28 protein-coding genes are annotated in these 26713 nt (G+C 59.6%); 14 read left to right on the top strand and 14 right to left on the bottom strand.

Going from position 1 to position 26713, the window contains the following annotated elements:
• Positions 1 to 19: 19 nt before the first annotated feature.
• The 6 genes from ACQY1J_RS11325 (at position 20) to ACQY1J_RS11300 (ending at position 4158) form a co-directional block, all read left to right on the top strand.
• Complete coding sequence (locus tag ACQY1J_RS11325; RefSeq protein ID WP_430251478.1) at positions 20 to 1009, top strand: hypothetical protein; 990 nt, start codon at positions 20 to 22, stop codon at positions 1007 to 1009.
• 4 nt (positions 1010 to 1013) lie between these two features.
• A complete protein-coding gene (locus ACQY1J_RS11320) occupies positions 1014 to 1715 on the top strand; it encodes a hypothetical protein (RefSeq protein ID WP_430251477.1) in 702 nt (233 codons plus the stop codon).
• A complete protein-coding gene (locus tag ACQY1J_RS11315) occupies positions 1679 to 2263 on the top strand; it encodes a 7-cyano-7-deazaguanine synthase (protein ID WP_430251476.1) in 585 nt (194 codons plus the stop codon). Before ACQY1J_RS11320 ends, ACQY1J_RS11315 begins: the two co-directional genes overlap by 37 nt.
• 1 nt (position 2264) lies before the next feature.
• Positions 2265 to 2696, top strand: a complete 432-nt coding sequence (locus ACQY1J_RS11310) for a hypothetical protein (RefSeq protein WP_430251475.1) — start codon at positions 2265 to 2267, stop codon at positions 2694 to 2696.
• Positions 2697 to 2934: 238 nt separating this feature from the next.
• Positions 2935 to 3132, top strand: coding sequence for a hypothetical protein (locus tag ACQY1J_RS11305; RefSeq protein WP_062456430.1), 198 nt, complete (start codon positions 2935 to 2937; stop codon positions 3130 to 3132).
• A 639-nt stretch (positions 3133 to 3771) separates the two neighbouring features.
• The gene (locus ACQY1J_RS11300) at positions 3772 to 4158 is read left to right on the top strand and encodes a hypothetical protein (RefSeq protein ID WP_430251474.1); all 387 of its coding nucleotides are present in this window, start codon (positions 3772 to 3774) and stop codon (positions 4156 to 4158) included.
• A 62-nt stretch (positions 4159 to 4220) separates the two neighbouring features.
• Here the strand turns inward: ACQY1J_RS11300 and mazG are convergent, their stop codons facing one another.
• Together mazG and ACQY1J_RS11290 are read right to left on the bottom strand one after the other, a co-directional pair.
• A complete protein-coding gene (gene mazG / locus ACQY1J_RS11295; RefSeq protein ID WP_430251473.1) occupies positions 4221 to 5051 on the bottom strand; it encodes a nucleoside triphosphate pyrophosphohydrolase in 831 nt (276 codons plus the stop codon).
• Between the two features lie 17 nt (positions 5052 to 5068).
• Positions 5069 to 5650 carry a nucleoside deaminase gene (locus ACQY1J_RS11290; protein ID WP_430251472.1) on the bottom strand — a complete coding sequence of 194 codons (582 nt, stop codon included), beginning with the start codon at positions 5648 to 5650 and terminating at the stop codon, positions 5069 to 5071.
• Positions 5651 to 5874: 224 nt separating this feature from the next.
• Between ACQY1J_RS11290 and cysG the strand changes: the two genes are divergently transcribed.
• The 5 genes from cysG to ACQY1J_RS11265 all read left to right on the top strand — a co-directional run bounded on the left by cysG (position 5875) and on the right by ACQY1J_RS11265 (position 10779).
• Positions 5875 to 7317, top strand: a complete 1443-nt coding sequence (gene cysG / locus ACQY1J_RS11285) for a siroheme synthase CysG (RefSeq protein WP_430251471.1) — start codon at positions 5875 to 5877, stop codon at positions 7315 to 7317.
• Positions 7317 to 7631, top strand: a complete 315-nt coding sequence (locus ACQY1J_RS11280; RefSeq protein WP_209901054.1) for a DUF2849 domain-containing protein — start codon at positions 7317 to 7319, stop codon at positions 7629 to 7631. Before cysG ends, ACQY1J_RS11280 begins: the two co-directional genes overlap by 1 nt.
• Positions 7632 to 7652: 21 nt before the next feature.
• Positions 7653 to 9326, top strand: a complete 1674-nt coding sequence (locus ACQY1J_RS11275) for a nitrite/sulfite reductase (RefSeq protein WP_430251470.1) — start codon at positions 7653 to 7655, stop codon at positions 9324 to 9326.
• The gene (locus ACQY1J_RS11270; protein WP_430251469.1) at positions 9326 to 9835 is read left to right on the top strand and encodes a DUF934 domain-containing protein; all 510 of its coding nucleotides are present in this window, start codon (positions 9326 to 9328) and stop codon (positions 9833 to 9835) included. The genes ACQY1J_RS11275 and ACQY1J_RS11270 overlap by 1 nt, the downstream gene beginning before the upstream one ends.
• Before the next feature lie 128 nt (positions 9836 to 9963).
• Positions 9964 to 10779: a ferredoxin--NADP reductase gene (locus ACQY1J_RS11265; RefSeq protein ID WP_092660723.1), complete on the top strand. Its 816-nt coding sequence runs from the start codon at positions 9964 to 9966 to the stop codon at positions 10777 to 10779.
• Between the two features lie 92 nt (positions 10780 to 10871).
• Here the strand turns inward: ACQY1J_RS11265 and ACQY1J_RS11260 are convergent, their stop codons facing one another.
• From ACQY1J_RS11260 to dusB, 9 genes are all read right to left on the bottom strand, one after another.
• Positions 10872 to 12143: an MFS transporter gene (locus ACQY1J_RS11260; RefSeq protein WP_430251468.1), complete on the bottom strand. Its 1272-nt coding sequence runs from the start codon at positions 12141 to 12143 to the stop codon at positions 10872 to 10874.
• Between the two features lie 273 nt (positions 12144 to 12416).
• Complete coding sequence (gene hflX, locus ACQY1J_RS11255; protein WP_430251467.1) at positions 12417 to 13775, bottom strand: GTPase HflX; 1359 nt, start codon at positions 13773 to 13775, stop codon at positions 12417 to 12419.
• A gap of 74 nt (positions 13776 to 13849) precedes the next feature.
• Entirely contained in the window at positions 13850 to 14092 is a 243-nt protein-coding gene (hfq, locus tag ACQY1J_RS11250; protein ID WP_007757453.1) for an RNA chaperone Hfq, read from the bottom strand.
• Positions 14093 to 14198: 106 nt separating this feature from the next.
• Positions 14199 to 15059: a D-amino-acid transaminase gene (locus ACQY1J_RS11245; RefSeq protein ID WP_430251466.1), complete on the bottom strand. Its 861-nt coding sequence runs from the start codon at positions 15057 to 15059 to the stop codon at positions 14199 to 14201.
• Between the two features lie 9 nt (positions 15060 to 15068).
• Complete coding sequence (locus ACQY1J_RS11240) at positions 15069 to 16433, bottom strand: sigma-54-dependent transcriptional regulator (protein ID WP_113110622.1); 1365 nt, start codon at positions 16431 to 16433, stop codon at positions 15069 to 15071.
• Positions 16423 to 18699: a sensor histidine kinase NtrY-like gene (locus tag ACQY1J_RS11235; RefSeq protein ID WP_062580977.1), complete on the bottom strand. Its 2277-nt coding sequence runs from the start codon at positions 18697 to 18699 to the stop codon at positions 16423 to 16425. Before ACQY1J_RS11235 ends, ACQY1J_RS11240 begins: the two co-directional genes overlap by 11 nt.
• 218 nt (positions 18700 to 18917) lie before the next feature.
• Positions 18918 to 20369: a nitrogen regulation protein NR(I) gene (gene ntrC / locus ACQY1J_RS11230; protein WP_062456396.1), complete on the bottom strand. Its 1452-nt coding sequence runs from the start codon at positions 20367 to 20369 to the stop codon at positions 18918 to 18920.
• A complete protein-coding gene (locus ACQY1J_RS11225) occupies positions 20369 to 21514 on the bottom strand; it encodes a two-component system sensor histidine kinase NtrB (RefSeq protein WP_430251465.1) in 1146 nt (381 codons plus the stop codon). The genes ntrC and ACQY1J_RS11225 overlap by 1 nt, the downstream gene beginning before the upstream one ends.
• A complete protein-coding gene (gene dusB, locus ACQY1J_RS11220; protein WP_430251916.1) occupies positions 21511 to 22533 on the bottom strand; it encodes a tRNA dihydrouridine synthase DusB in 1023 nt (340 codons plus the stop codon). Before dusB ends, ACQY1J_RS11225 begins: the two co-directional genes overlap by 4 nt.
• Positions 22534 to 22680: 147 nt before the next feature.
• On the opposite strand from dusB, the gene ACQY1J_RS11215 reads away from it, so the two are divergent.
• The gene (locus tag ACQY1J_RS11215; RefSeq protein ID WP_430251464.1) at positions 22681 to 23904 is read left to right on the top strand and encodes a bifunctional 2-C-methyl-D-erythritol 4-phosphate cytidylyltransferase/2-C-methyl-D-erythritol 2,4-cyclodiphosphate synthase; all 1224 of its coding nucleotides are present in this window, start codon (positions 22681 to 22683) and stop codon (positions 23902 to 23904) included.
• Positions 23901 to 24398 carry a CinA family protein gene (locus ACQY1J_RS11210; protein WP_184653352.1) on the top strand — a complete coding sequence of 166 codons (498 nt, stop codon included), beginning with the start codon at positions 23901 to 23903 and terminating at the stop codon, positions 24396 to 24398. Before ACQY1J_RS11215 ends, ACQY1J_RS11210 begins: the two co-directional genes overlap by 4 nt.
• A 12-nt stretch (positions 24399 to 24410) precedes the next feature.
• Here the strand turns inward: ACQY1J_RS11210 and ACQY1J_RS11205 are convergent, their stop codons facing one another.
• Complete coding sequence (locus ACQY1J_RS11205) at positions 24411 to 24863, bottom strand: type II toxin-antitoxin system RatA family toxin (protein ID WP_062456381.1); 453 nt, start codon at positions 24861 to 24863, stop codon at positions 24411 to 24413.
• 323 nt (positions 24864 to 25186) lie between these two features.
• Here ACQY1J_RS11205 and ACQY1J_RS11200 point away from each other — a divergent pair, with 323 nt between their 5' ends.
• Entirely contained in the window at positions 25187 to 25366 is a 180-nt protein-coding gene (locus ACQY1J_RS11200; protein WP_249406346.1) for a hypothetical protein, read from the top strand.
• A 27-nt stretch (positions 25367 to 25393) separates the two neighbouring features.
• On the opposite strand, the gene lipA is transcribed toward ACQY1J_RS11200, so the two are convergent.
• Together lipA and ACQY1J_RS11190 are read right to left on the bottom strand one after the other, a co-directional pair.
• On the bottom strand, positions 25394 to 26383 hold the full coding sequence (lipA, locus tag ACQY1J_RS11195; protein WP_062580989.1) for a lipoyl synthase: 990 nt from the start codon (positions 26381 to 26383) through the stop codon (positions 25394 to 25396).
• 37 nt (positions 26384 to 26420) lie between these two features.
• On the bottom strand, positions 26421 to 26666 hold the full coding sequence (locus ACQY1J_RS11190) for a GlsB/YeaQ/YmgE family stress response membrane protein (protein WP_062456372.1): 246 nt from the start codon (positions 26664 to 26666) through the stop codon (positions 26421 to 26423).
• Between the last annotated feature and the right edge of the window lie 47 nt (positions 26667 to 26713).

Below are 26713 nucleotides of genomic sequence, written 5' to 3'. Positions count from 1 at the left end.
CTAGCTTAGCGGGGAGAAAATGGACTTAGTTATAAGAGGAAAAAGCCTTCTTCTTCCGGCCCTTATCCCATCCATATCATCGTTTGAAACACAAATTATTCCAGAATCGGCTTTTGATCTTCAAGCGGCACTCTCTGAGCCCATCACTCTCGTATCAGCGTATGATATTCACCTAGAACCTTCGTTGATTGCAAAGGTAGCTCAGTTTCGTAGCGAAGGCAAAATCGTCTTCATGGACAGTGGCGGTTATGAGGCCTCTCGGATCCGCCGCTATGCTAAGAATGACGACCGCTGGAACTTCTCAAAATTTAAAGACTGCGTGCAAAGCTGCGAAACAGAACTCGTTGCAAGCTTCGACTTCTTTATGCGCGCAAACCAGTCCTTTACTGACTACGAGATGGAATTTTTATCTTTCATTCAAGACCATGACTTCATAGATAGCGACAGCCTGATTCCTGTTATTCACCTTTTAGACTACGATGGTACTTACTTGTTCTCGCAAGACGAAATTGTCGCGATATGCAATAGAATTGCCTCCGAATTTTCGCCTCTGTTCATTGCCATACCTGAACGAGAACTTGGCGAAGGCATGAAGCAGAAAATAAATACCGTCACTGCTATTTGCGACGCTCTTACCGCCTCGCGACGATCAACAAAACTTCATATTTTAGGTTGCGGCAATCCACTGTCCTTCGCGTTGCTTTGCGCTGCCGGAGCTTCGATGGCAGATGGGCTCGAATGGTGCAGAACTTTGGTGGGGCCCGATTTCAAGCTACACCATTTCCAGCAAGCCGAATTGTTTGATGAGCCGGAAAGTAAGATATACAATCCCACCGTCGACGTCATCAGAAACGCTAGCGTGGACTACAAAATAAGGACACTGACCCGTAACCTTTATGCTTTGCAGCAATTCAATACTGAAGTGGCAAATTTATTATTAGTCGGACATCTGCCGGATTTTATCGAGGAGAATTTTGGGGTAAAAGCCGCCCAACTAGTAAAAAGGTGATGATATGCAATTAATAGTTGAAGATGCGCTGAGTGGCCTAATCCAGGACTTCCGGGCTGGCATCTTTTCACACGGCCAAACATCATCGCAACGTCGCGCGACAAAGGTCGAAGTCAGGCAAACACTTATATCATGCCTGCTTTCGAGCGGCTGGAAGTACGAAAAATCTCTCGCTGCATCCGAGTTGTTTGTAGAAACGTTTCCGACCATCGATGAGACGCCTAACCTTGCTGATCTCGAGGATTTTCTTTGCCAACCGCGAGTACGCCACAGATTTCCAAAGATTAAAGCAAAGCAACTTCATTCGTCTCTTAGTGAACTAGCGACATTTCCATTCGACATGATGTTCAAAGGATCCGATATAAAGAGTGAAAGAATTGTAAGGGCGATAATCCAACGCAGGTTTTCCGGCTTTGGGTACAAGCAGACCAGCATGTTCATGAGAAATATCGGAGCTGCTAACAGCTTGGCCGTGATTGACTCACACATTATCTGGTATCTTAAGACGTGCTTTAATATCGAGGCAGGAACGATTACGCCAAAGCGCTATATAGACCTTGAAAACATTGTACATAATGCGGTGTCAAAATTTGATATAGACCTGAACTCATTTGACGTGATCCTGTGGGTGTTGGTGCGTGAGTTCAAAAAGAATGAAAGGATGAAAGCATGCGGGACGCAATATGTCTTGCCTCTGGTGGCCTAGATTCGTCCGTCTGCCTTCGCCTCATGCAAAATCAAGGGCTAAGCCCCTTGCCCTTATTTATCAATTATGGACAGCTAAATTACTCTCGCGAACTAGCATCACTTCGGCATAACTGCACGTCCTTAGGAATACAGTCGCCGATGGAACTGAACCTCAGCGACTTCGGCCGAACCCTCTCCACCGGCTTGACCGACGCTACAAAGGACGTCGTAGCTGATGCTTTCACTCCATGTCGAAACTTGCTTTTCATAGTCTCGGCCGCCGCAATCGGTTACAAATATGGAATAGATAAGATAGTCTTAGGTTTGTTGAGTGAAAAAAGCGCAATATTCCCAGACCAGTCCGACGATTTTATTCGTGACGCAGAAAGTGCAGTGGCATCAGCGCTTGGTGTGAGGTTCACGATCATTCTACCGCTCCGGGACTTCGTCAAGGCCGAAGTCCTTAAACTTGCACAGCAACTTGGCGTTACAGACTATTATTCCTGTCACGCTGGTACTGAAATCCCTTGCGGCAAATGCATTGCCTGCAGCGAATATGGAGAGTGAGATGGGCGGAAGTTCAGGTGGTAGCATATCAACATTAGATCTTACGAAAATCACGTCTGCCGCAAATGAAAGAATTCAGCAAGCTTTCTCGCGTGAACGCAAGCTCCTATTCGTTTGCGGTTCCTCCGACACCGAAACTCTCGGTGATTTAATATCTAAGACTGCTGCACTCAGGGGAATTGAATTCGAGGTCTTGTGCGATCCTAGCGATGCGATTGACGCCAAGATCTCTGATTTCAACATTGTGGTGAGTTTTGTGCATTCCAGCACCGACCATGCATTGATCAATTCAGTGGTTCAGATTGCTGTAGCACAAAAGAAGACCTGCCTTTTTGTCAGACATGGCGATATGTCTTCGGTCCCACAGTATGTATTACAATACCGTATTCGCACATTTAGCTGGCATGATTTCATCGAGTTTGTGAGGAGTTAAAAGGCGCTGACTGTCAGAGGGGTACTACACGCAGTTAGCATCACGCCAATGACTGGGAGCCAAGGTGGCGGAAACTGGTGCCCCTATTCAGACTGCAGCGTAATCCACTTTTGGTTGCTTCGCCTATGTGCGTCTCCACAACCTTCCAAGCACACAACACCATCACCACCCTCATTCACCCTCCATCAACCCCTTCCATGCGATACCTTCTTCACAACGAAGATGGAGCACGGCCACGATGATTGGCTTCAAGAACACCCACAATCAGCCCGTTTACGTCAATCAGGCTCAGGTCCTTTACGTCACCACCTATGAGGAAGACGTCTCGGTGATTGCGCTGGCGGTCACGGGTGCCGGTGGCAAACCGGTGACGATCCATGTTCGCGGCAGCGTCGATCTCGTGCAGTCGAAACTGGCCGGCACCGCGCCGCGCTGAGCGGCAGCTTTTCGCGCCGAGGGCGCAACGCCCGCATTTCCGGTCCTTAGATGCGCCTCGATAACAGCGTTTCTGTTTGCGCTGCAACGGATTTTGACGCACCGACCCACTAAATTTCAATGACTTAACGCATGTTACATCCTCACGGATTTTTTCCGTGCCTATAATGCTGCGTTCCGTCGCGGATACACCGGGAGGCGTCCCGGCGAGGCGGAACCGGCGCGGGTCATGGGGAAAGGACGCAAAACCCCATGCTCCGGGTCCGCGGAAAATGGTCTCCCTCCGGCGACACGGGGGAAACAGGCGGGTCACGGACCGACCGCCGGTTTCCGATGCCCGAAAGAGCGCGCCGGATGTGCCTGTGCGGCACACAAGGTGGCCCGCCGGGTGGTTTCGCCGGATTCCTGATCCGTCGGAAGCACCGGGAAGCCGGCGGCGAACAACCGCCCGGCCGGGTCATTGCAGAGAGACCGGAGTCGCGGGCAAAAACCGCCGAACGGGGTGCCGAAAGGTGTCACCCACTACTTTCTATATCGAGGCAGCTTCCGGCGCCCCGTCCGAATTTTCCATCCCTCGATCGCCAAGGCACACTTCTGCCCTGCGCAGGCGGATCATCCGAAACCGGACAGGAGAAGCACCATGTCTGTCGAAATCACGGAAATCGAGACCCATCTGGCATGCTGCACGGCAGAGATACTGGCCTTTCCGCAGGCCTGCCTCCGGCGCGAATGCCGTCGCGCCAACCGATGCTTGCATGTCGATGTAGACACCGGCGCCCCTGCCTGTCTGATCAATTTCGGCCCCGACTACCCCGAAAGCTTTACCCTGATCTACCTCCTCGCGCTTGCCGCCCGCGCCGATCTCGGCCGGCAGGGCATGATGTTCGCATCGCCCTCCGCCAGCGAGCGTGAATTGCAGGATGCCTGTGTCGAGGTCGCCCGAAACGCGCTACCGGACGAAGATGCCAGGCGATGGATGGCGGCCTACCGGGCCCGCGAAAAACTGCCCCCGCCATCCCTGCCATAACGCGGACCGCGGATAGAACCAGCCCCGTCGGGCCCGAGATAGGCGGCACGAAGCAAGCGGACTTACAGCGCCCGCTCAATCGCCTTCGCCGCCTGCCAAAGCCCCTCCATCCGCTCCAGCGTTGCTGCCTCCAGCGTCTCGCCTGATCTCTCAAGTTCCGTCTCGATATGGCTGAAACGTCTGCGGAATTTCGCATTGGTGCCGCGCAGCGCAGTCTCCGGATCGGCGTCCACATGGCGGCCGATGTTGACGAGGGCGAAGATAAGGTCGCCGAGTTCGTCGGATACTTTTTCGGGCTGCCCGGCCGCCAGGGCCTCGCGCAGTTCGGCAACCTCCTCCTCGATCTTGTCGAGGATCGGGCCGGGTTCCGACCAGTCGAACCCAACGCGTGCGGCCTGCTGTTGCAGCTTCACCGCCTCGCTCAGCGCCGGCTGAGCCCGGTGCACACCGCCGAGAAAGCCGGATTTGGATGGCTCGGTCGTGCCGCGTAGCGCCCGCCGCTCGGCCCGCTCGCGCTTCTCCTCGGCCTTGATCGCATCCCACTGCAGCTTCACGGCGCCCGGCGTATCCGCATCGGAGCGCGCAAACACATGCGGATGCCGGCGGATCATTTTGGTGGTGACGGCCTCGACCACGTCGCCGAATGCAAACGCACCGGCCTCCTCAGCCATCCGCGCATGAAACACGACCTGCAGCAGCAGGTCGCCCAGTTCCTCGCGCAGATCGTCCATGTCATGCCGCTCGACCGCATCGGCCACCTCGTAGGCCTCCTCGATCGTATAGGGAATGATCGTCTCGAAACTCTGTTCGAGATCCCACGGGCAACCGGTCACTGGCGTCCGCAGCGCCGCCATGATCTCGATCAAGCGGGAAATATCCTTCGAAGCATGCATGCCGAAATCCTTGGCCTTCAATTCAGCGGTATCGTGTTGTCAGCCTTGCCGGCCTGATAGCTTTGCGACAGCAACTGGTAGCGCTGCCTGATCCGCTCCGCCCGGGCCTTCAGGTCGTCCCGCACGACGTCGTCCTCCTCGGCCTCGACAAGGTCGCTGATGAAGTAGGAGTTCCAGAAGGCGTTGGACCGCCGGTAGCCGCCCGGCTCCAGCCCGAACACCTCCTTCAGGATCTTCAGGTCATGCGGAATGGCAAACGCGTCGCGGCTGTCCTCGTGGCTGAAGAACGAGTAGAAATTGTCGAACCCTGCCCAGGTAATCGCCGACATGCACATCGTGCACGGTTCGTGAGTCGAGAGGAAAATCAGGTCCTTGGCGGAAAGTCCGGAATCAATCTCGTAGAAGCGCTTCAGCGTGTGCACCTCGCCATGCCACAGCGGATTTTCCAGCTCGTTATTGGTTTCGGCAATCACCAGCGACAGATCGGACTTGCGCAGGATCGCCGCCCCGAACACCTTGTTGCCGGCGGCAACGCCCGTTTGGGTCAGCGGCAGGATATCGTGCTCGATGACATCGAGAAGTCGGGAAGCAATGGTCATGGTGCACTCATCTCCAGGTCTACCGCTGAGCGAAATAGGACGGTTGTAGGGTTATGGCCGTGCAGGGCTGCACACAGTGAACGGAAGGTTGGCGGTAGCTTTTGCTCAAGAAGCGAGCGAACGGGAAACAGAAATACCGGGGGCCCCGGCCTTTTGCACATCCATTTCTTCAATTATGCCACCGCATTGTGGATATTCAGGTTCATATGATGCAGGATAATCGCATGTCTCAGAGCCTTCAACGCCTGTCGGTCTTCCCGGCGTTTTTTCGCGTGCGCGGAAAAAACGTTGCCGTGTTCGGCAACGGCGACGAGGCCTATGCCAAGGCGCGGCTGATTGCCAATACGGACGCGCAGATCATCGCATATGCAGATGATCCGCAGGCCGATTATGCGGCTTGGCTCACTGAGCACAAGATCGAGACGATCCGCGAGACTTTTGCCGCCGATCAGGTCGAAGGCGCAACTCTCGTGTTTGCCGCAACCGGCGATCAGGCGCTCGACCAGGCCATCGTCACCGCTGCCCGCGCGCATGGAATTCCCTCCAATGCCGTCGACCAGCCCGATCACTGCGATTTCTTCACGCCGGCACTGGTCAACCGCGCCCCGCTCGCCATTGCCATCGGCACCGAGGGTGCGGGTCCTGTTCTCGCCCAGATGATCCGTGCCCGCATCGCTCAGATGCTGTCGCCATCGCTCGGCAAACTTGCCTCGCTTGCGACCGATTACCGCGATGCCGTCGAACGCATGGTCCCGCGCGGCGTCTCGCGTCGCATCTTCTGGCACCGGTTCTTCTCCGGCGACGTCGCCGATGCCGTCGACGCCAATGATCATAGCGCCGCCCGCCGCGCTGCAGACGCTCTTCTGTCCGTCACCGGCAAGGCCGACGGCAAGATCTGGCTGGTCGGCGCCGGTCCGGGCGCCGAGGATCTCCTGACACTGCGTGCCCAGCGCGTGCTGATGGAAGCGGATGCGATCGTCTACGACGCGCTTGTTCCCCAGGCGATCGTCGATATGGGCCGCCGCGATGCGGAACGCCTTTCGGTCGGCAAGCGCAAGAACTGCCATTCCAAGAGCCAGGACGAAATCAATCGCCTGCTGGTCGATCTCGGTCGCCAGGGCAAGCGCGTCGTGCGCCTGAAAAGCGGCGATCCGCTGGTCTATGGCCGCGCCGGCGAAGAAATGGCAGCCTTGCGCGAAGCCGGCATCGCCTATGAGATCGTGCCGGGCATCACCTCGGCCTTTGCCGCTGCTGCCGATTTCGAACTGCCGCTGACGCTGCGTGGTGTCGCCTCGTCGCTGATCTTCACCACCGGCCATGACCTTGCTGGCAAAGCCTTGCCCGATTGGGCAAGCCTTGCCATCTCTGGCGCCACCATCGCCGTCTATATGGGCCGCACGGTTGCAGCATCGGTCGCCGAACGACTGATGCAGGCGGGCGTCTCACCGCTCACCACCGTTGCCGTGATCGAGAACGCCAGCCGCACCGACCGTAAGCTGTTCCACGGGGTCCTCCAGGAACTGCCGGCGCTTGAGGCCCGCGACGATCTCGATGGCCCGGTCATGGTGATCATCGGCGAAGCCGTCGCTGGTGCGAATTTTGAGAAGTCCGAACCGCTTTCCGCCTTTGCAAGGACGGTTGAGCGGGCAAGCATTGGAGTGGAATAATGGCCGACAAGGTTCTGACTGCCAACCGCCTGTCCGATGGCATCGCCGTATGGCTCGATGCCGCCGGCCGCTGGACGGAAAACCTGCAGGAAGCGCTCGTGGCGCGCCATGCGGAAGCCGTTTCCTCTCTGGAAGCGATCGGCAAGCGTGACTTTGCCGAAAACAAGGTTGTCGACGTCAATGTCATCGATGTCGAGGAAACCGAAGGCAAGTTGTGGCCCACGCGTCTTCGCGAACGCATTCGTGCACAGGGCCCGACAATGGATTATGCTGCCGGCTACAGCCACGCCGATCCGGCATTCATCGCAGTCTGATACCGAGAGTTCACAGAGATCATGTATCGTTACGACGAATTCGACCACGCATTTGTTGAAGGCCGCGTGGAGCAGTTCCGCGATCAGGTGGAGCGTCGCCTGTCCGGCGCGCTTGCCGAGGATGCGTTCAAGCCGCTGCGCCTGATGAACGGCGTCTATCTCCAGCTGCATGCCTATATGCTGCGCGTCGCCATCCCCTATGGCACGCTGAATGCAAATCAGATGCGGATGCTGGCGCATATCGCCCGCAAGTATGACCGCGGCTACGGCCATTTCACCACCAGGCAGAACATCCAGTACAACTGGCCGAAACTGTCGGACACGCCGGATATCCTCTCCGAGCTTGCAACCGTCGAAATGCACGCGCTGCAGACGTCCGGCAACTGCATTCGCAACGTCACGGCCGATCATTTCGCCGGCGCTGCAGCCGATGAAGTGGCCGACCCGCGCCCTTACGCTGAAATCCTGCGTCAGTGGTCGTCGGTCCATCCGGAATTCTCGTTCCTGCCCCGCAAGTTCAAGATCGCCGTGACCGGCGCCGAGCGCGACCGCGCCGCGATCCAGGTGCATGACATCGGCCTGCATCTGAAAAAGAACGACAAGGGCGAGATCGGCTTTGCCGTCTATGTCGGCGGCGGACAGGGCCGCACACCGCTGATCGCCAAGAAGATCCGCGACTTCCTGCCGGAAGAGGATCTCCTCTCCTACACGACCGCGATCATGCGCGTTTACAATCTCAACGGTCGCCGCGACAACAAGTACAAGGCCCGCATCAAGATCCTCGTGCACGAAACCGGCGTCGAGGAATTGACCCGTCAGGTGGAGGAAGAGTTCCAGCATCTGCAGGGTACCGAGCTGAAACTGCCGGAACGGGATATCGAGGCGATCACCGCCTATTTCGCACCGCCCGCCTTGGCGAACCGCGCCGAGGGCTGGAAGGAACTCGCGAGCTGGAAGCGGCAGGACGAAAACTTTGCGCGCTGGGTGGATCAGAACGTCCAGCCGCACAAGCATCCGGACTATGGCATGGTCACCATCTCGCTGAAGCCCATCGGCGGCATTCCGGGCGACGCGTCCGACGTGCAGATGGATGCGATGGCCGATCTGGCCGAAGAATTCGGCCATGACGAAATCCGCATCAGCCACGAGCAGAACGTCATCCTGCCGCACGTGGCGCTGGCCGATCTCGAGCCGCTTTATCGCGCCCTCGCCGCCCACAATCTGGCAACGGCAAACTCCAACCTGATCACGGACATGATCGTCTGTCCCGGCTTGGACTATTGTGCTCTGGCGAACGCCCGTTCGATCCCGGTCGCGCAGGAAATCTCAACACGCTTCGGCTCCCCGGAGCGGCAGGCGGAAATCGGCGAGCTGAAGATCAAGATCTCCGGCTGCATCAACGCCTGCGGCCACCACCATGTCGGCCATATCGGCCTTCTGGGCGTCGAGAAGAAGGGCACCGAGCTCTACCAGATCACGCTTGGCGGTTCGGCCGACGAGAACACCTCGATCGGCGAAATCATCGGTCGCGGCTTCGAGCCGTCGAAGGTGACGGACGCGATCGAAACCATCGTCAACACCTATCTCGGTCTCCGCCAGGGCCAGGAGGAAACCTTCCTCGCCGCCTATCGCCGGGTTGGGCCGCAGCCCTTCAAGGATGCGCTCTACGGTGATGCGAAGGCGGAGGCTGCGTGATGGCGAAGATCTGGAGAGAAACCGGCTTCGTCGCCAACGACCCCTGGGTGATCGAGACGGAAGAGGTAAAGGCCGAGGGCGAGCAGAAGCCGCTGCTTCCGCTTGCCGAGTTCATCGAGAAGGCGGAAGCCAGCAACGATGTGGGTCTCGGTGTGCTGATCAAGCCCGCCGACGACGTCAGGAAGCTTGAGCCCTATCTCTACCGCATCGAGCTTTTGGCAGTGGAGTTTCCAGCCTTCAGCGACGGCCGCGCCTTCAGCCACGCTTCGCTTCTGCGCGATCGGCTGGCCTACAAGAACGAGTTGCGCGCCGTGGGCGATGTGCTGATCGACCAGGTCTCGCTGATGCTGCGTTGTGGCATCGACAGCTTCGCGGTCACCAACGCGACGGCATTGCAGCGTCTGGAGGAAGGCCGCCTGCCCGGCATTGACGTTCACTATCAGCCGACGGCGCGTCCTGCGGAGCCAGGCGAAGGCTATAGCTGGCGCCGCCGCTCTGTGCCGGCTTGAAAAGCTGACCTCAGAAGACATATTTTCTAAGCGATCGGCCAGAAAGCGCGGCCGATTGCTTCATAAGCGCGGCTCGATAGTGTATTTCGCTGCTGCGAGACCAATCTGACCGAGTAACGGACGAGACTATGAACGCACCTGCCAAGACCGAAGAGTTTGCCGTGAAGATCCCGGATGGAGTCTACGCCGAAACCGTGCTTTCGGTGGAGCATTTCACGGATCATCTGTTCCGCTTCCGCATGACACGTCCGGCAGGCTTCCGCTTCCGGTCAGGCGAGTTCGCCATGATCGGCCTGATGGTCGGCGACAAGCCGATCTACCGCGCCTATTCGATTGCCAGCCCCTCCTGGGACGAAGAGATCGAGATCTTCTCGATCAAGGTTCCGGATGGCCCGCTGACATCGCATCTGCAGGCAATCAAGCCGGGCGATACGGTTCTGATGCGCAAGAAGCCGACAGGCACGCTTGTGCTCGACGCGCTGACGCCCGGCAAGCGTCTCTACATGTTCTCGACCGGCACAGGCATCGCGCCATTCGCAAGCCTGATCCGCGATCCGGAAACCTACGAGAAGTTCGACGAGGTCATCCTCACCCATACCTGCCGCGAAGTGGCGGAGCTGAAATACGGTTTCGACCTCATGGAAGAGATCCGCAATCACGAGTTCCTCTCCGAAGTCGTCGGCACCAAGCTGAAGCACTATCCGACCGTCACCCGCGACGCGGCGTTCCCCTATCAGGGCCGCATCACCGACCTGATCGACAACGGCAAGCTGTTCACCGATCTCGGCGTGCCGCCGCTCGACCCCGCTGTCGACCGCGGCATGATCTGCGGCTCGGCTGCGATGCTGAAAGACACCAAGGAACGGCTGGAAAATGCCGGCTTGACCGAAGGTGCCAACAACAAGCCGAGCGAGTTCGTTATCGAACGCGCATTTGTTGGGTAAGCTTCTGAGGTATCGATTTAAAAGACCGGTCTAATGATCTGATTATAAATGCCGCGATCCCCGAACTGAGCCGGGATCGCGGCATTCCTTTTTCAGCCGATCGACTTTTGCGATGGCGCGATTTCCTTGTGGTAGATCGCGAAGACGGCCACGGCGATCAGCGCGACGCCGCACCCGACGAGATGAGAGACCGCATAGCCTCCCTGGCTGACCACATAGCCGGCAACGACGTTGCTGAGCGATGCGCCAAGGCCCTGGACCGTCATCAAGCTCGCAAAGCCGACATTGAAACGGCCTGTACCCTTCAGGATGCGTTCCACCGCAACCGGTGTGACGATGCCAAGCAGCCCGGCACCGACTCCGTCGAGGATCTGGACGGGCCATACCACCCAGAAACCGTCAAAGCTGCCGGCGATCAACCCGCGGATCGGCAGCGCTGCAAGCCCGATCGCAAGCGTCGCGGCAAGGCCAAGCCTTCGGATCAGGAACGGCGTCACAACCGCGACAGCCACCATCGAAAGCTGGGCGATGCCTGTGATGATCGCCGTGGTCCGGAATGGTGTTCCGAGTTCGATGGCAAACTGCTGGGCGATCAACCGGCTCATCGGCGCGTTGCCGAAGTGGAAGATCATCAGGATCAGTGCAAGCGGAATAAGTCCCCGGCTTTTTAGAAGCACACTGAAACCGGATGGAGCCTCCGCCGCGCTAGCGTCTGCTCCGCTGCCGTCGTCCGCCGCAAGGCCGCGGGCGACCTTGTGATCGATGCGATCAGGATCGATCATTGCGACAGCCGCAAGAGCACCAAACGCCGTCGCGATCATCAGCCAGATCATGCCACCCTGGCCGAACAGCGAGATGATGACGTAGACGGCAAACAGCGAGGCGAAATTGCCTGTGTGGTTCCAGAACTCGTTGCGAGCGATCTGTTGCGAAAACAGCTTCTCGCCGACGAGGCCCAGCGTCAGGCCGGCCAGTGCCGGACCGATCACGGCGCCGACGACGGCGGTCCCGATCTGACCGATCCAGACGATCGCCGGATTGGGCGAAAGAAGCGTCACTAGCGCTGCGGCAGTGACGACCACGACCGGTATGGCGACCAGCGCCCGTTTCCACGACGTTCCATCGACCAGCGCCCCACAAAGCGGCGTTGCGGCAAGCCCGATCAAACCACCGACCGTGGCGATCAGGCCGAGTGACATCGATGACCAGCCTTGCGTCGCCAGGAAAGCATCAAGAAACGGCCCGAGCCCATCACGCGCATCGGCTAGAAAGAAATTGAGGAGGCAGAGCGCCGCCAGAGATCGGTCGGAGAAGATGCGTGGTGGATTGCCACCCGCAGATCTGGGAGTAACGGATGATGTCATCAGGAGCGAACCTTAGCTGGAGAGCGCAGCCTAAATGCATCCGCCAGGCTTTGGTTGCTTCCGCCGCCCGTGAATTGCCGGTAAACCGGATTTAATACTCAAATATTGTCAGTGCGTTAGCTTAACGACGCGAAGATGAATACGTATCACAATGAAGCGTTACTGGACGGGTGTTTTCCGACTTATGCTCACAAAGCGGAATACCATCCGTATGGATGGAAATACGCTCCCGCGAACCTTCGCAGCAGCTACGGGGAATGAAGAAGGAGCGCCTTAGCGCTCCCAGTCTTCCTTGTCAGCCTTCGCGCCGTTCCCGAGCCTGCGCTCCAGTTCAGAAGCCTGCCGATCCGTGAGTTTGACGACCAGCGTCACCGAACCGTCCTCGTTATCCTCACGTTCGCCCACCACGGCATTGCCGTAGACCCAGGAGACGAGTGCCAGCTTGTCGGCCGGGATCACGATCTCGGCCTCGGTCAGCACGCCGGAAAGCCTGTTCGAGACCTCATCCAGCAGCGCGTCAACGCCTTCGCCTGTGATCGCGGAAACGGCCATGATATTGGCGCGACCCTGGGCACGCTCAAACAGCGCGTCGTGGCTTTCCGGGTCGAGCCGGTCGATCTTGTTCCAGACCTCGATGATACGCTTTTCGCTCTCCTTCTCATCGATCCCGAGATCGGCGAGGATGCGCAGCACATCGGCCGACTGGGCGGCGTTGTCCGGGTCCGACATGTCGCGCACATGCAGCACGAGATCGGCTTCCAGCACCTCTTCCAGCGTCGCACGGAAGGCGGCCACAAGGTGGGTTGGAAGATCGGAGATGAAACCCACCGTATCGGACATGATGACCGTGCGGCCGTGCGGCAGCTTCATCCGGCGCAGCGTCGGGTCGAGCGTCGCAAACAGCATGTCCTCGGCCAGAACGCCGGCGCCGGTAATGCGGTTGAACAGCGTCGACTTGCCGGCATTGGTATAGCCGACAAGCGCCACGATCGGGTGCGGCACCTTGCGGCGTTTGGCGCGGTGCAGCTGGCGGGTCCGGACGACCTGTTCAAGCTCCCTCTCGAGCTTGATGATCTTGTCCTGCAACTGCCGTCTGTCGGCTTCGATCTGGGTTTCACCGGGACCGCCCATAAAGCCTGCACCGCCGCGCTGGCGTTCAAGGTGGGTCCAGGACCGAACGAGGCGGCCCTTCTGGTAATTCAGGTGAGCAAGATCGACCTGCAGCGTGCCTTCCTTGGTGGACGCACGGCGGCCGAAAATTTCCAGGATCAGGCCGGTGCGGTCAATGACCTTGGCGCCCCATTCCTTTTCGAGATTGCGTTGCTGCACAGGAGTCAGCGGATGGTCGACGATGACGAGCCCGGCATCCTTCTCGTCGAGAAGTGCCTTGATCTCTTCGATCTTGCCGGTGCCCATCAGCGTGGCGGGCCGCGGCTGACCGACGGTTACGATCATGCCTTCGGCGATCTCGAGATCGATCGCACGGGCAAGGCCGGTCGCTTCTTCAAGACGGGCTTCGTTGGATCGCTGCGGCGCGGCAGGTCTTGAGGGCGCAGGCGTGGCTGTCGCCTCACCCTGCCCGCTGCGTGCCCGGCTCTGTTTCAGTACCGGCACGATGACGACAGCGCGCATGTCGTCCCGGTGCTTTTCGGCTTCCGGGACTATTGATTCGTTCGAGGTATCACGATTGGAGATTCTATCGATCCTTAAGCAGCGTTTTCTTCGGTCTCGAACATCTGCATCGGCTGGCCCGGCATGATGGTGGAGATAGCGTGCTTATACACGAGCTGCGAGTGTCCGTCACGGCGTAGAAGCACACAGAAATTGTCGAACGAGGTCACGACGCCCGTGAGCTTCACCCCGTTGATCAAAAATATCGTCAGGGAAATCTTCTGTTTGCGGACTGTGTTGAGAAACAAATCCTGCAGGTTCTGAGAACGTTCCGCCATAGCGTCGCTTCTTTCTTTCTTGCCGGTCATTGCCGGAAGCTGATCAAAATTTCTAGAGTTGAGCGGGAAACGCCCTCGTGTTTCCCTTCCCCTGACAGTGTGGTTATCAAATCGCCGTCTTCTCCGCAATCGCGAAAAAAGCGTCCCTTATATCGCTTGAGACGGTGCCTGGATGGCCGTTCGCGACGGGCTTACCATCGACCTCGACGACCGGAACGCAAATGCCGGTTGCGGATGTCATGAAGGCCTCGCGGGCGCCATGCATTTCGTCCACGGAGAACTCCCGCTCGACAAAAACCAGGCCGAGCTTCGCCGCAACATCGATCGCCGTCGTGCGGGTAATGCCCTTCAGGATGCCGCGCTCGGCCGGCCGCGTGACGAGCTCGCCATCCGGCGTGACGATCCAGGCATTGGCGGACGCACCTTCCAGCACCATGCCGTCCCGCGTAACGAAGATCGCGTCATGCGCACCCGCATCACGGGCCTGCTGCTTGGCGAGAACGTTGGGCAACAGACCGACGGTCTTGATGTCGACGCGATCCCAGCGGTTTTCGAGAAGCGTGATCACCTTGATGCCGGTCGCGTACTTCTTGGCAAGCAGCGACGGATCGGTGCTTTTGGCAGTGATCGTGATGGTCGGAGCCGTCCCCTCCGGCGGGAAGAAATGGTCGCGCTTTGCCGCCCCGCGTGTCACCTGCATGTAGAAGATGCCGTTGCGAACCCGGTTGCGGCGCAGCACCTCACGGATGACGAGGGTGAGTGCCGCGCGGCTCATCGGCTGGGTGATACGCAGCTCACTCAGCGACCGGTCGAGCCGGTTCAGATGCCGCGTCAGATCAACGATCAATCCGTCCCGGACCTCGCAGACTTCGTAGACACCATCGGCGAACTGGAAACCCCGATCCTCGATATGGATAGCAGCCTCGGAGTGCCTGACATACTGGCCGTTGACGTAAGCGATACGCATGGTGATCCCTCAAACGCCCAGCGACTTCAGTTTGCGATGAAGCGCCGAGCGCTCCATGCCGACGAATTCCGCAGTGCGCGAAATGTTGCCGCCGAAGCGGTTGATCTGCGCGACGAGATAGTCGCGTTCGAACATTTCGCGTGCCTCACGCAGGGGCAGCGTCATGATATGCACATCGCCCTTCGCCGAGACTTTCGGCAGCATGTCGCCAAGATCCGGCGGCAGCATGTCTGCTGATATCGCCGTATCAGGACCGTCGGTGCGGGCAAGGATCATCAGCCGTTCGATATTGTTGCGCAGCTGGCGGATATTGCCCGGCCAGTCATGCGCCTGCAGAACCGCCATGGCATCGTCACCGATCTTGCGAGCGCGGATGCCCGCCTGCTCGGAAATCTGGCGCATGAACATGTCGACGAGAAACGGAATATCCTCCCGCCGTTCGGCAAGCGCCGGCACCTTGACCGGCACGACCGCGAGGCGGTGGTAAAGATCCTCGCGAAACGCCCCTTCGGCAATCAGGCTCTCGAGATTGAGAGCGGTCGACGAGATGATGCGCACATCCACCTTGACCCGCTTGGAGCCGCCGACGCGCTCGAACTGCTGATCAACAAGCACGCGCAGGATCTTGTTCTGCGTCTCGCGCGGCATTTCACCGATCTCGTCGAGATAGAGAATGCCGCGATGCGCCTCTTCCAACGCACCGATCTTGCGCGGCTGGCCGGGGCCGCCCTCGGTCCCGAACAGCGCGATCTCCATGCGGTCAGGCGTGATCGTTGCGGCATTCAGTGCAACGAACGGCCCCGTTACCCGCGAGGACTTCTTGTGGATCATCCGTGCCACCAGCTCCTTGCCGGAACCGGAAGGGCCAAGGATCATGATGCGGCTGTTGGTGGGCGAGACCTTCTCGATCGTCTGGCGAAGCTGCGACACGGCAACCGACGTGCCAACCAGTTCGGCGGCGTCACCGGTGCGGCGCTTCAGCTCTGTCACTTCGCGCTTCAGCTTGGAGTTTTCGAGCGCCCGCTCCGCAATCAGGATCAGCCGATCGGCCTTGAACGGCTTTTCGATAAAGTCGAAGGCACCGCGCTTGATGGCTGAAACTGCCGTCTCGACATTGCCGTGACCGGAAATCATGACGACGGGGAGATCCGGATGACGGGACTTGATCTCCTCGAGGAGCGCGAGCCCATCGAGCCGTGATCCCTGCATCCAGATATCGAGAAAGACGAGCCGTGGCACACGGTCGGATATCGTCGCAAGCGCGCTGTCCGCATCGTGGGCCGTTCGCGTTTCATGGCCTTCGTCGGACAGGATCCCCGAAACGATGTCACGAATGTCGGCCTCGTCATCGACGACAAGAATATCAGATGCCATATGCCAGTTCCTTATCGTTATTATCTGTGTTGGGCTTTGCCACCCGCTCGACATGCGGCAGCAGCACCCGGATCATGGCGCCCTTGCCATGATCGAAATCGTTGGGAGCATCGTGAAGCTCCAGCTGTCCGCCGTGCTCCTCGATGATCTTCTTGACGATCGCGAGGCCAAGGCCCGTGCCCTTCTCGCGCATCGTCATGTAAGGCTCCAGAATGCGGTGCCGGTTCTCGGTCGGCAGTCCGTTGCCGTTGTCGATGATATCGACGACGAACGTGTCCCGGCCTTTTTCGAGAGCAGCACGAACCATGATCTTGCGGCCGTCGCGCTCTTGATCGCTCGGCACCGCCTCGATCGCCTCGACAGCATTCTTGACGAGGTTTCCGAAAGCCTGGCCCAGCATGCGGGCATCGAACAGACCTTTCAGCGGTTGATCTCCGAGCTCGCGAATGAAGTCCACATGTGTCTCACCCATTTCGCGCAGGAAGATGGCATCGCGCAGGATATCGCGCAGGTCCGCATCTTCCTTGGCCGGCTTCGGCATCCGGGCAAACGAGGAGAATTCGTCGACCATGCGGCCGATATCGCCCACCTGGCGCACGATCGTATCGGTGCACTGGTCGAACACAGCCCGGTCGCTGGCGTCGATCTGCTTGCCGTAGCGGCGCTTCAGGCGCTCGGCGGAAAGCTGGATCGGAGTGAGCGGGTTCTTGATCTCGTGCGCGATCCGCCGCGCCACATCCGCCCAGGCGGTGGAACGCTGGGCAATGACGAGGTCGGTAATGTCATCCAGCGTGATGACATAGGCATCCTGCGGCGAACGCTGCTCTTCACGGGTGACCTGCACGGACAGCGTCCGCTCGGTGCCGTTGCGCATCAGGTTGACCTGCTTGCGGAAATCCCCACGCGAGCGGGCGGTCGCCTCGGTCAGCACATGGTCGATTTCAGGCGCCACGTCATCAAGCGTCTTGCCCATCAGCTCCTCGGCAGGCGCACCGAGAAAGTCTTCCGCCGTCGGATTGACGATGGTGATGCGGCGGTCGGCCTCGACGCCGATGACCGCAGCGGTCACGCCCGACAGCACGGCCTCGATAAACCGGCGGCGGTCGTCGACCTCGTCCTTGGCCTCGAGAATTTCATCGCGCTGGCTGCGGATCTCGGAAATCATCTTGTTGAAGGTGCGCGACAGGCTGCCCACGTCGCCGTCGACGGTGCGAACCGGGACGACCACGTTGAGATTGCCGGTCGCGACGCTGTCTGCCGCACTGATCAGCAGCCGGATCGGCCGCACGATACGGTCGGCGACCGCGATGGCGGCCCAGATGGCGGCCAGAAGCACGATCAGCGCAAAGCCGAGATAGAGCACGGCGAAGGCGACCTGCAGTGACATCCGCCCGGCTTCCATCGCCTTGTATTCGGCGGTGTTCTCCTCCATCAGCCGCATCGCGTTCATCACGCGCGGATCGACGGCCCGGATCGTGTAAAGAAAGGCGCCCGGGATCGTGTCGATCTTGATGACGGCGCCGACCAGGTTGGTGATGCCGGGCGGGATCAGCGTCGGCTGACCGGACGCAGCACTTTTCAGAGCATCCTGCGGAATGGCCGGAAGCGGCTTTTCCGTCTTGATGTCGGCCTGCGCGACCGCCTGGCCATCCTCCTGCACCAGGAAGGCGCCGAGCAGACCGCGGCCCCGCGCCTGACGGGTCAGAAGATCGATGAAACCGGTGCGGTCGAGGTAATACATCGCCCGGTTCCGCTCGAGGTCGTTCGACATCGAGACGGTCTGGCCCTGAAGGTAACTTGCGTTCTCCATCATATAGGCCCGCGCAACGTCCTGAGACGACTGCACGATCGACTGGGTGCGAAGCGAAAACCAACGGTCCAAGCCGACGCTCAGCGTCAGGCTGGCGAAAATCGCAACCAGCACGGCGGGCGTGATCGCCACGAACGAGAACAGCACGACGATGCGCACATGCAGACGGGCCGCCGCACGCCCACGACGTCTGGCCTTTACCAGTCGTCCGACCTCTCTGCCGATCAGGTAGACAAGGCCGAGAATGAACAGCGAGTTGATCGCGGCGGACGCGATCACGACATTGGTCGTCGGCGCGACCGGCGTCACGCCCAGCAGCACGAACAGCGTCAGTGTGGCGCAGATCAGTGCACCACCGGCAAGAAGCAGGCCCGGCAGCGCGAAGGATGCACGCCGATCGTGGACTACAGCTGCCGGCTCCGTTTCGGCCGACTGCGTTGCAGCGCCATCCGTCATCGTTAAAACCCCGGCCTTCGTGGCGTGGCCGGTGCGGATATCTCATCCGGACGCAGACGCCAGTCATTCATTTGCAACGAAAACTCGCGCTGCTCGGGCCGAGCCTGGAGGCTCAGCCTGAAGCGTAAATCTGCGTGATGTTTAAGCAACGCTTTGTGGCGAAAATGCAACGATGAAGCAGAAGTGTCAAGCGATTGTGGCGAAGGGAAATGACAGGACTATGCGCCGCGCGAGCTGCGATAGACCGAAACGCCCAGTTCGCGGATCTTCTTGCGCAGCGTATTGCGGTTGAGGCCGAGAAGATCCGCCGCCTTGATCTGGTTGCCACGGGTGGCCGTCAGAGCAGCGAGGATCAGCGGATATTCCATTTCCGTCAGAACCCGGTCGTAGAGTCCCGGCGGCGGCAGGTTTTCGCCGAAACCGGCAAAGTATGACCGCATGTTCTCTTCGACCGCCTGGGCAATGGTGAGAGACCCTGAACGGGCCGTCATCTTGTCGATCGGGCTATCCGGCACATCGGAGCGAAGCTCCGTTTCGATGATCTCGCGGGTGATCACATCCTGTGGATAAAGCGCCATCAGGCGGCGCACGAGGTTTTCCAGCTCGCGGACGTTGCCCGGCCAGGCATAGGCCTTCATCGCATCCAGCGCTTCCGTTTCGAAACGCTTGCCGTCGAGCCCTTCCTTCTCCGCCATCTGCATGAAATGGCGGACGAGATCGGGAATATCCTCGGCGCGATCCCTGAGCGGCGGAAGGCGCAAGGGAACGACGTTGAGGCGATAGTAAAGGTCCTCGCGGAACAGACCCTGGTTGATGAGTTGCTTCAGGTCCTTGTTGGTCGCGGCAACGATGCGCACGTCGGTGCGGATCGGCGTGCGACCGCCAACCGTCGTGTATTCGCCCTGCTGGAGGACACGAAGAAGCCGCGTCTGGGCATCCATCGGCATGTCGCCGATTTCGTCGAGAAACAGCGTGCCGCCTTCTGCCTGTTCGAAGCGGCCGGTCGAGCGGTTCTGGGCGCCGGTGAAGGCACCCTTTTCGTGGCCGAACAGTTCCGACTCGATCAGATCCCGCGGGATTGCCGCCATGTTGATGGCGACGAAGGGGCCGTTGCGGCGCTTGCCGTAGTCATGCAGCGCGCGGGCGACAAGCTCCTTGCCGGTGCCCGACTCGCCGGTAATCATCAGCGTCAGGTCGGTCTGCATCAGACGCGCCAGAACGCGGTAGATTTCCTGCATCGCCGTCGAACGGCCCACCAGCGGCATGCCGTCCTGCGTATCGTCGTCGAGGCGAGCCGGCTTGCGCTTCGGTTCAGCCAGCGCCCGCCCGATGATCGCGATCAGCTCGGTAAGGTCGAACGGCTTCGGCAGATAGTCGTAGGCGCCCTTCTCTGAGGCCTTGATGGCGGTCATGAACGTGTTCTGGGCGCTCATGACGAGTACCGGAAGATCCGGTCTCGCCTTCTTGATGCGCGGCAGAAGATCGAACGCGTTCTCATCCGGCATGATCACGTCGGTGACGACAAGATCGCCCTCGCCGGCGGAAATCCAGCGCCATAGCGTTGCGGCATTCGATGTGATGCGGACGTCATAACCGGCGCGGGTCAGCGCCTGGTTGAGAACCGTGCGGATGGCTGCGTCGTCGTCTGCGACAAGGATCGTGGCAGTCATTAATCGCTTCCTGTGAAGTTCAAGGCGCGGCCATCGCCGCCTTCTTCCTTGTGCATGGGCATAAGAACGCGGAATATCGTCCGGCGCGGCTGGCTGTCGCATTCGATGATGCCGCCATGGGCACCGATGATTTTAGCAACCAGCGCCAGACCAAGGCCGGAACCGTTCGTCTTGGTGGTGATGAAAGGGTCAAACAGATGCGGCAGGATATCGGCCGGCACGCCCGGACCGTTGTCGATGACGCAAAATTCCAGTGGCAGCGAGATTTTCTCCCGCGTGCCGGCAACCGACAGGCGGATGCCCGGACGGTAGGCGGTGGTCAGCATGATCTCCGCATCCGGCTGATCACCCACCGCTTCGGCAGCATTCTTGATGAGGTTCAAAAACACCTGCACCAGCTGGTCGCGGTTGGCATAGACCGGCGGCAGCGACGGATCGTACATTTCCGCGATTCTGATGTCGCGTCCGAACCCGGCCTTGGCGATGGCCTTCACGTGATCGAGCACGGAATGGATGTTGAGCGCCATACGGTCGATCGGACGCTCGTCGGAAAACACCTCCATACGGTCGACCAGCGAGACGATCCGGTCGGTCTCGTCGCAGATCAGCCGGGTCAGCGAGCGGTCCTCGTCCGGCACGACCGACTCAAGCAGCTGGGCTGCTCCGCGGATGCCGGAGAGCGGGTTCTTGATCTCATGCGCCAGCATCGACGCAAGACCGGTCACGGAGCGCGCTGCGGCCCGGTGGGTCAGCTGGCGGTCGATCTTGTCGGCCATCGAGCGTTCCTGGAACACCACGACGACAGACCCAGGTTCGCTGACGACAGGAGCCACATAGAGATCGACCAGCTTTTCCTGGCCGAGGCGCGGTGACGACAGGTCGACGCGGTACTCGTTGACCGGCGCCCGGCGCTCGCGCACCTGATCGATCAGCGCAAGAAGGGGGCTTCCGAACGGAATGAAACTCGAGATCGTGTTCTTGGCCAGATGCGAGGCGCTGGAGCCGAAGAACGATTCGGCTTCCCAGTTGGCGAATGCGACCCTGCCATCGGCATCGACAAGAATGACCGGGTTCTGAACGGAATTGAGAACCGCCATGGCCAGCGCTTGTCCCTGCGCGGCATCGGGTGCGGGAGACTTGGTCATGCTGCCTTCCTTCGCGACTCATCGAACGCACCGTCGAGCAGTGCCGACGACATTCTTTTCGAAACGTCGGTCGCGTCCTTCGAGATCATGATTGCGCCCTTCTGATCTGCTGGCAGGTTCGGCGCGAACCGGTCGAGATACCAGCCGAGATGTTTCCTTGCGTGTCGAAGCCCGGCCTCGCGGCCATAAAGCTCCAGCATCGCTTCGTAATGTTCAACGACGATGACAGCCATCTCCTCGCGCCCAGGTGCAGAAGCGCCGGCAAGCCATCCGATATGCCAGGGACGACCCTGCGCACCGCGTCCGACCATGACCGCATCAGCGCCCGAGCGCCGGATGATCTCGGCTGCATCTTCCGGCGTCTCGACATCGCCGTTGGCGATCAGCGGGATCTTGATCTCATCGCGCACGGCACGAATGGCATCCCAGTCCGCCTTGCCCTCGTAGAACTGCATGCGGGTGCGGCCATGAATGGTGATCATCCGGGCACCGGCCTGTTCGGCACGGCGCGAGATGTCTGGCGCGTTGATGGTATTCTCGTCCCAGCCGAGCCGCATCTTGACGGTGACAGGCACGTTGACCGCCTTGACGGTCGCCTCGATCATCGACAGCGCGTGATCGGGATCGCGCATCAGCGCCGAACCGGAATAGCCACCCGTCACCTTTTTGGCCGGACAGCCCATGTTGATGTCGATGATATCGGCACCATTGGCTTCGGCGATCTTTGCCGCCTCCGCCATCCAGTGCGCTTCGCGACCGGCGAGCTGCACCATATGCGGCGTGATCCCCGTTCCCTGCAGACGCGACCAGGATTCCTCCCGGTTCATCACCAATTCGCGGCTCGCCACCATCTCGGTCACGACCAGACCCGCACCGTGACGCCAGGCAAGCGTGCGGAACGGGAGATCGGTGACGCCGGACATCGGCGCCAGGACGACCCGATTACGGATGGCGACTGGCCCGATATGAAAAGATGAGGATAGATCAGGGAGCGACAAATGATGATCTTTCGGGCAGATAATTCTTCTGCACTATTTTTATTCAGGAGTCATGCGTTTGCCAAGGGCAATTCACGAGCTGCGTTATTTTTAAGCGACGTGCTGGAATTAAGGCTTTTGGTCCTATAGTTCTGCGGCTGTCAACCTCCCACCAATTTCCGAGGGCTCATGGACGGCGAGATCTTCAAGATAGGCATCGTCATCGTGGCTGCTGGCCGCGGAGAGCGTGCGGGTGCGCCGGGAGACGGGCCAAAACAATATCGCCGTATCGGTGGCTTGCCAGTCATTCATCATACGCTGCAGAAATTTCTGACCTGGCCAAAGAGCGGCCCGATCGTCGTGGTCATCCACCCGGAAGACGAGGCGCTCTACGCCGCCTCGACGGACGGACTTGGCGGAGCCGAGAACATCATTGTCACCTTCGGCGGCGATACAAGGCAGCGCTCCGTCTACGAGGGCCTGCGGGCGATTGCGGCAACGGAGGCGACCCACGTGATGATCCATGACGCGGCCCGCCCTTTCGTCGACCACGCACTGCTGGATCGCATTGCAGAGGGCTTTGCCGCGGGCAATGACGGAATCTTGCCGGCGATGGCGGTGACCGATACGCTGAAGCGTGGCGGATCGGACGGGCTGGTGCACGAAACGGTTTCGCGGGCGGGGCTCTATGCGGCCCAGACACCGCAGAGCTTCCGTCTCTCGGAAATCCGCACCGCGCATGAAAAGGCCGCAGCCCTTCGCCACGACGACTTCACCGACGATGCCTCGATCGCCGAATGGGCGGGCCTTGCCGTGACGATTGTGGAAGGCTCCGTCGACAATATCAAACTGACGCTGAAGCGGGATATCGATATGGCTGACGAAAAACTCACGCAGGGCAACCCTGCCCCACACTATCTGCCGGATGTTCGCACCGGCAATGGCTACGACGTCCACCAGCTCGTGTCCGGCGACGGCGTGACGCTGTGCGGGATCTTCATTCCGCACGATCAGAAGCTGAGCGGCCATTCGGATGCCGACGTGGCGCTGCATGCCCTCACCGACGCGCTGCTCGCCACCTGCGGCGCCGGCGACATCGGCGACCACTTTCCGCCGTCCGACATGCAGTGGAAGGGCGCGGCCTCGAGGATCTTTCTTGAGCACGCTGCGAAGATCGTGCGCGAACACGGCGGCACCATCATGAATGCCGATGTCTCGCTAATCGCGGAAGCCCCCAAAGTCGGACCGCATCGTCAGGAAATGCGCGAAAAGCTCGCCGAAATCCTCGGCATCTCGCTCGACCGCTGTTCGGTCAAGGCGACAACCAACGAGAAGATCGGCTTTGTCGGCCGTGGCGAGGGGATCGCAGCGATTGCCACAGCCACCGTGGTGTTCGGATCGGTGCGGGCATGAGCCTCTTTCCTGATGATATCGAGGCACAGGCCCGGCGCATCATCGAGACGTTTTCGGCGCGCAAGCTGATGGTCTCGACGGCGGAGTCCTGCACCGGCGGCCTGATCGCAGGCGCGCTGACCGAAATCGCCGGGTCGTCGGCGGTCGTCGATCGCGGCTTTGTCACTTATACCAATGACGCGAAGACAGACATGCTGGGAGTGCCCTCGTCGGTGCTTGCAACACACGGCGCCGTCTCAAGGGAAACTGCCCTGCTGATGGCAACTGGCGCCCTGTTCCGCTCTCGCGCCGGTCTCGCGGTTGCCGTAACAGGCATAGCAGGCCCCGGCGGCGGCTCGTCCGAAAAGCCAGTCGGGCTGGTCCATCTCGCAGCGCGCGGCCGGAACGGAAAGATCCTGCACCGGGAGATGCGCTATGGCGACATCGGCCGAACCGAGATCCGGATTGCGACCATCATGACAGCGTTGGACATGCTGCTCGAGGCGGCGGCCTGAACCTGACCCTAATCAGGCGTAGATCTTGTCCGCGCGCGCTTCGAACGCTTCAGCAAACATGCGGAAAGCGCGGTCGAACATCGAACCCATCAGCGCGCCGAGAATCATGCTCTTGAATTCATAGTCGATGAAGAAGGCAACGGTGCAACCGTCGGAACCGTCCGTCGCCGGCTCGAACCGCCAGCGGTTATCGAGATACTTGAACGGACCTTCGATATATTTGACATCGATCGCCTGCTCCGCCGGATGCAGCAGGACCTGGGTCGTAAAAGTCTCACGAATCGCCTTGTAGCCGACGGTCATGTCGGCAAGCAGCAACTCCTTGCCATCACGTTCCTTGCGGGAACGGATCGACAGCGCTTCACAAAGCGGCAGGAATTCCGGATATTTCTCGATGTCGGCGACCAGCGCGTACATCTTCTCGGGACTATGCTTGACGGGGCGGCGTATTTCGAACTTGGGCATGTCGTGGAGTTAATCGCGCACAGGCAGAAGATCAAGAAGCTGACGCATGTGTCGGTGCGATTTCAACATCAGGCGCGCCCAAATCCTGCGCTCTCGCTGTCGTCCAAAAAAATGGCCCTGCCCTCTGGCGGGTTGTTGCTTCAAGGCATATCTGGGACGTCGCCGCTCGGCTCGATAACGGGACGCCGAAAGATTAAATAATTTTAATGTCTCAGCAATGAAGTTGTAATGATCCGCGGGATCAATCCTGCGTATAACGCTTCACGGGAGATGACTGGCTTTTACCTGTCGGAAAGACGCATTCCATGGATGACTTCACACAAATGATCAAGCTGCTCGAATCCGCCAAGCAACTGGCCGATATGAACCAGCTCCCCATGCTCGCCTATTTTGTGGAAATGGCGAAAGCCGAGACACGCGGACATCGTACGACGCTGCGCGAGCGCCGCCGCGGGCAGGACAAGAACCAGGATAAGATCGAGAAGGTTCAAGCGGCCGAGTGATCGGCCGCCAGACCGCAGAAGTGCGGATTACACCGCTGCTGCGAGCAGCTTGCGGGCGCGATTGGCGCGCAGACGGGCGAAATCATCGCCTGCGTGATGCGACGATCGCGTCAGCGGGCTGGACGCCACCATCAGGAAGCCCTTCGTATAGGCCACAGTCTCGTAGGACTTGAACTCTTCCGGCGTCACGAAACTCATCACCGCATGATGCTTGCGGGTCGGCTGCAAATACTGGCCGATCGTCAGGAAGTCGACGTCGGCGGTCCGCAGGTCGTCCATCAGCTGCAGCACTTCGTTGCGCTCTTCGCCGAGGCCGACCATGATGCCCGACTTGGTAAACATCGTCGGATCCAGTTCCTTCACCCGCTGCAGCAGACGAACCGAGTGGAAATACCGCGCACCGGGGCGAACCGTCAGGTAGTTGCCAGGAACCGTCTCCATATTGTGGTTGAAGACGTCGGGCTTTGCCGCAACGACGCGCTCGAGAGCGCCCGGCTTCTTGAGGAAGTCCGGCGTCAGGATCTCGATCGTCGTCAACGGTGACGCTGCACGGATTGCCCAGATCACCTTTTCGAAATGCTCCGCACCGCCATCGGCCAGATCGTCACGATCGACCGAGGTGATGACGACGTGGCTGAGGCCCATCTCCTTGACGGCCTTTGCGACGTTTTCAGGCTCTGACAGGTCGAGCGCGTTCGGCTTTCCTGTCGAGACGTTGCAGAAGGCGCAGGCGCGCGTGCAGATCTCGCCCATGATCATGAACGTGGCGTGCTTCTTGTCCCAGCACTCGCCGATGTTGGGGCAACCCGCTTCTTCACAAACAGTGACGAGCTTGTGCTCCTTCACGATCGAGCGGGTTTCCTGATAGCCCTTGGAAACCGGCGCCTTGACACGGATCCATTCGGGCTTGCGCAGCACCTCGGTATCTGGCCGATGCGCCTTTTCCGGATGGCGGACACGCTTCTCATCGCCCGTTGCCGGGGTGATGAGGTTTATCCTGTCGAGAATGGTGACCATAAATTACTGTCCTCAACCGCCTTGAATGCGGGTACCGTCAACGCCTGACGAGTTTTGCGACAAATAGCAAAATGCACGAGCCGACGAAACCCTGCACGAGGTAACCCAGCCAACCGCTGGCGACATGGATGTTGGCCGCATTGAAGATCGCGTTGGCAATCACCGCGCCGACGATGCCGATCACGATATTCATGAAGATGCCGAAGCGCATATCCATCAGCTTGCCGGCAAGCCAGCCTGCCAGGCCTCCGATGATGATTGCTGCAAACCAGCCGACGCCCATGTCTTACTCCGTTCAAACCTCTTCAGCAGATATGGGCGGCGAGCCGC

Source organism: Neorhizobium sp. DAR64860/K0K1 (assembly GCF_050500205.1).
Classification (GTDB): domain Bacteria; phylum Pseudomonadota; class Alphaproteobacteria; order Rhizobiales; family Rhizobiaceae; genus Neorhizobium; species Neorhizobium soli.
The sequence above is the reverse complement of the archived record's forward strand: the minus strand, read 5'-3'. Positions and strand labels throughout refer to the sequence as shown.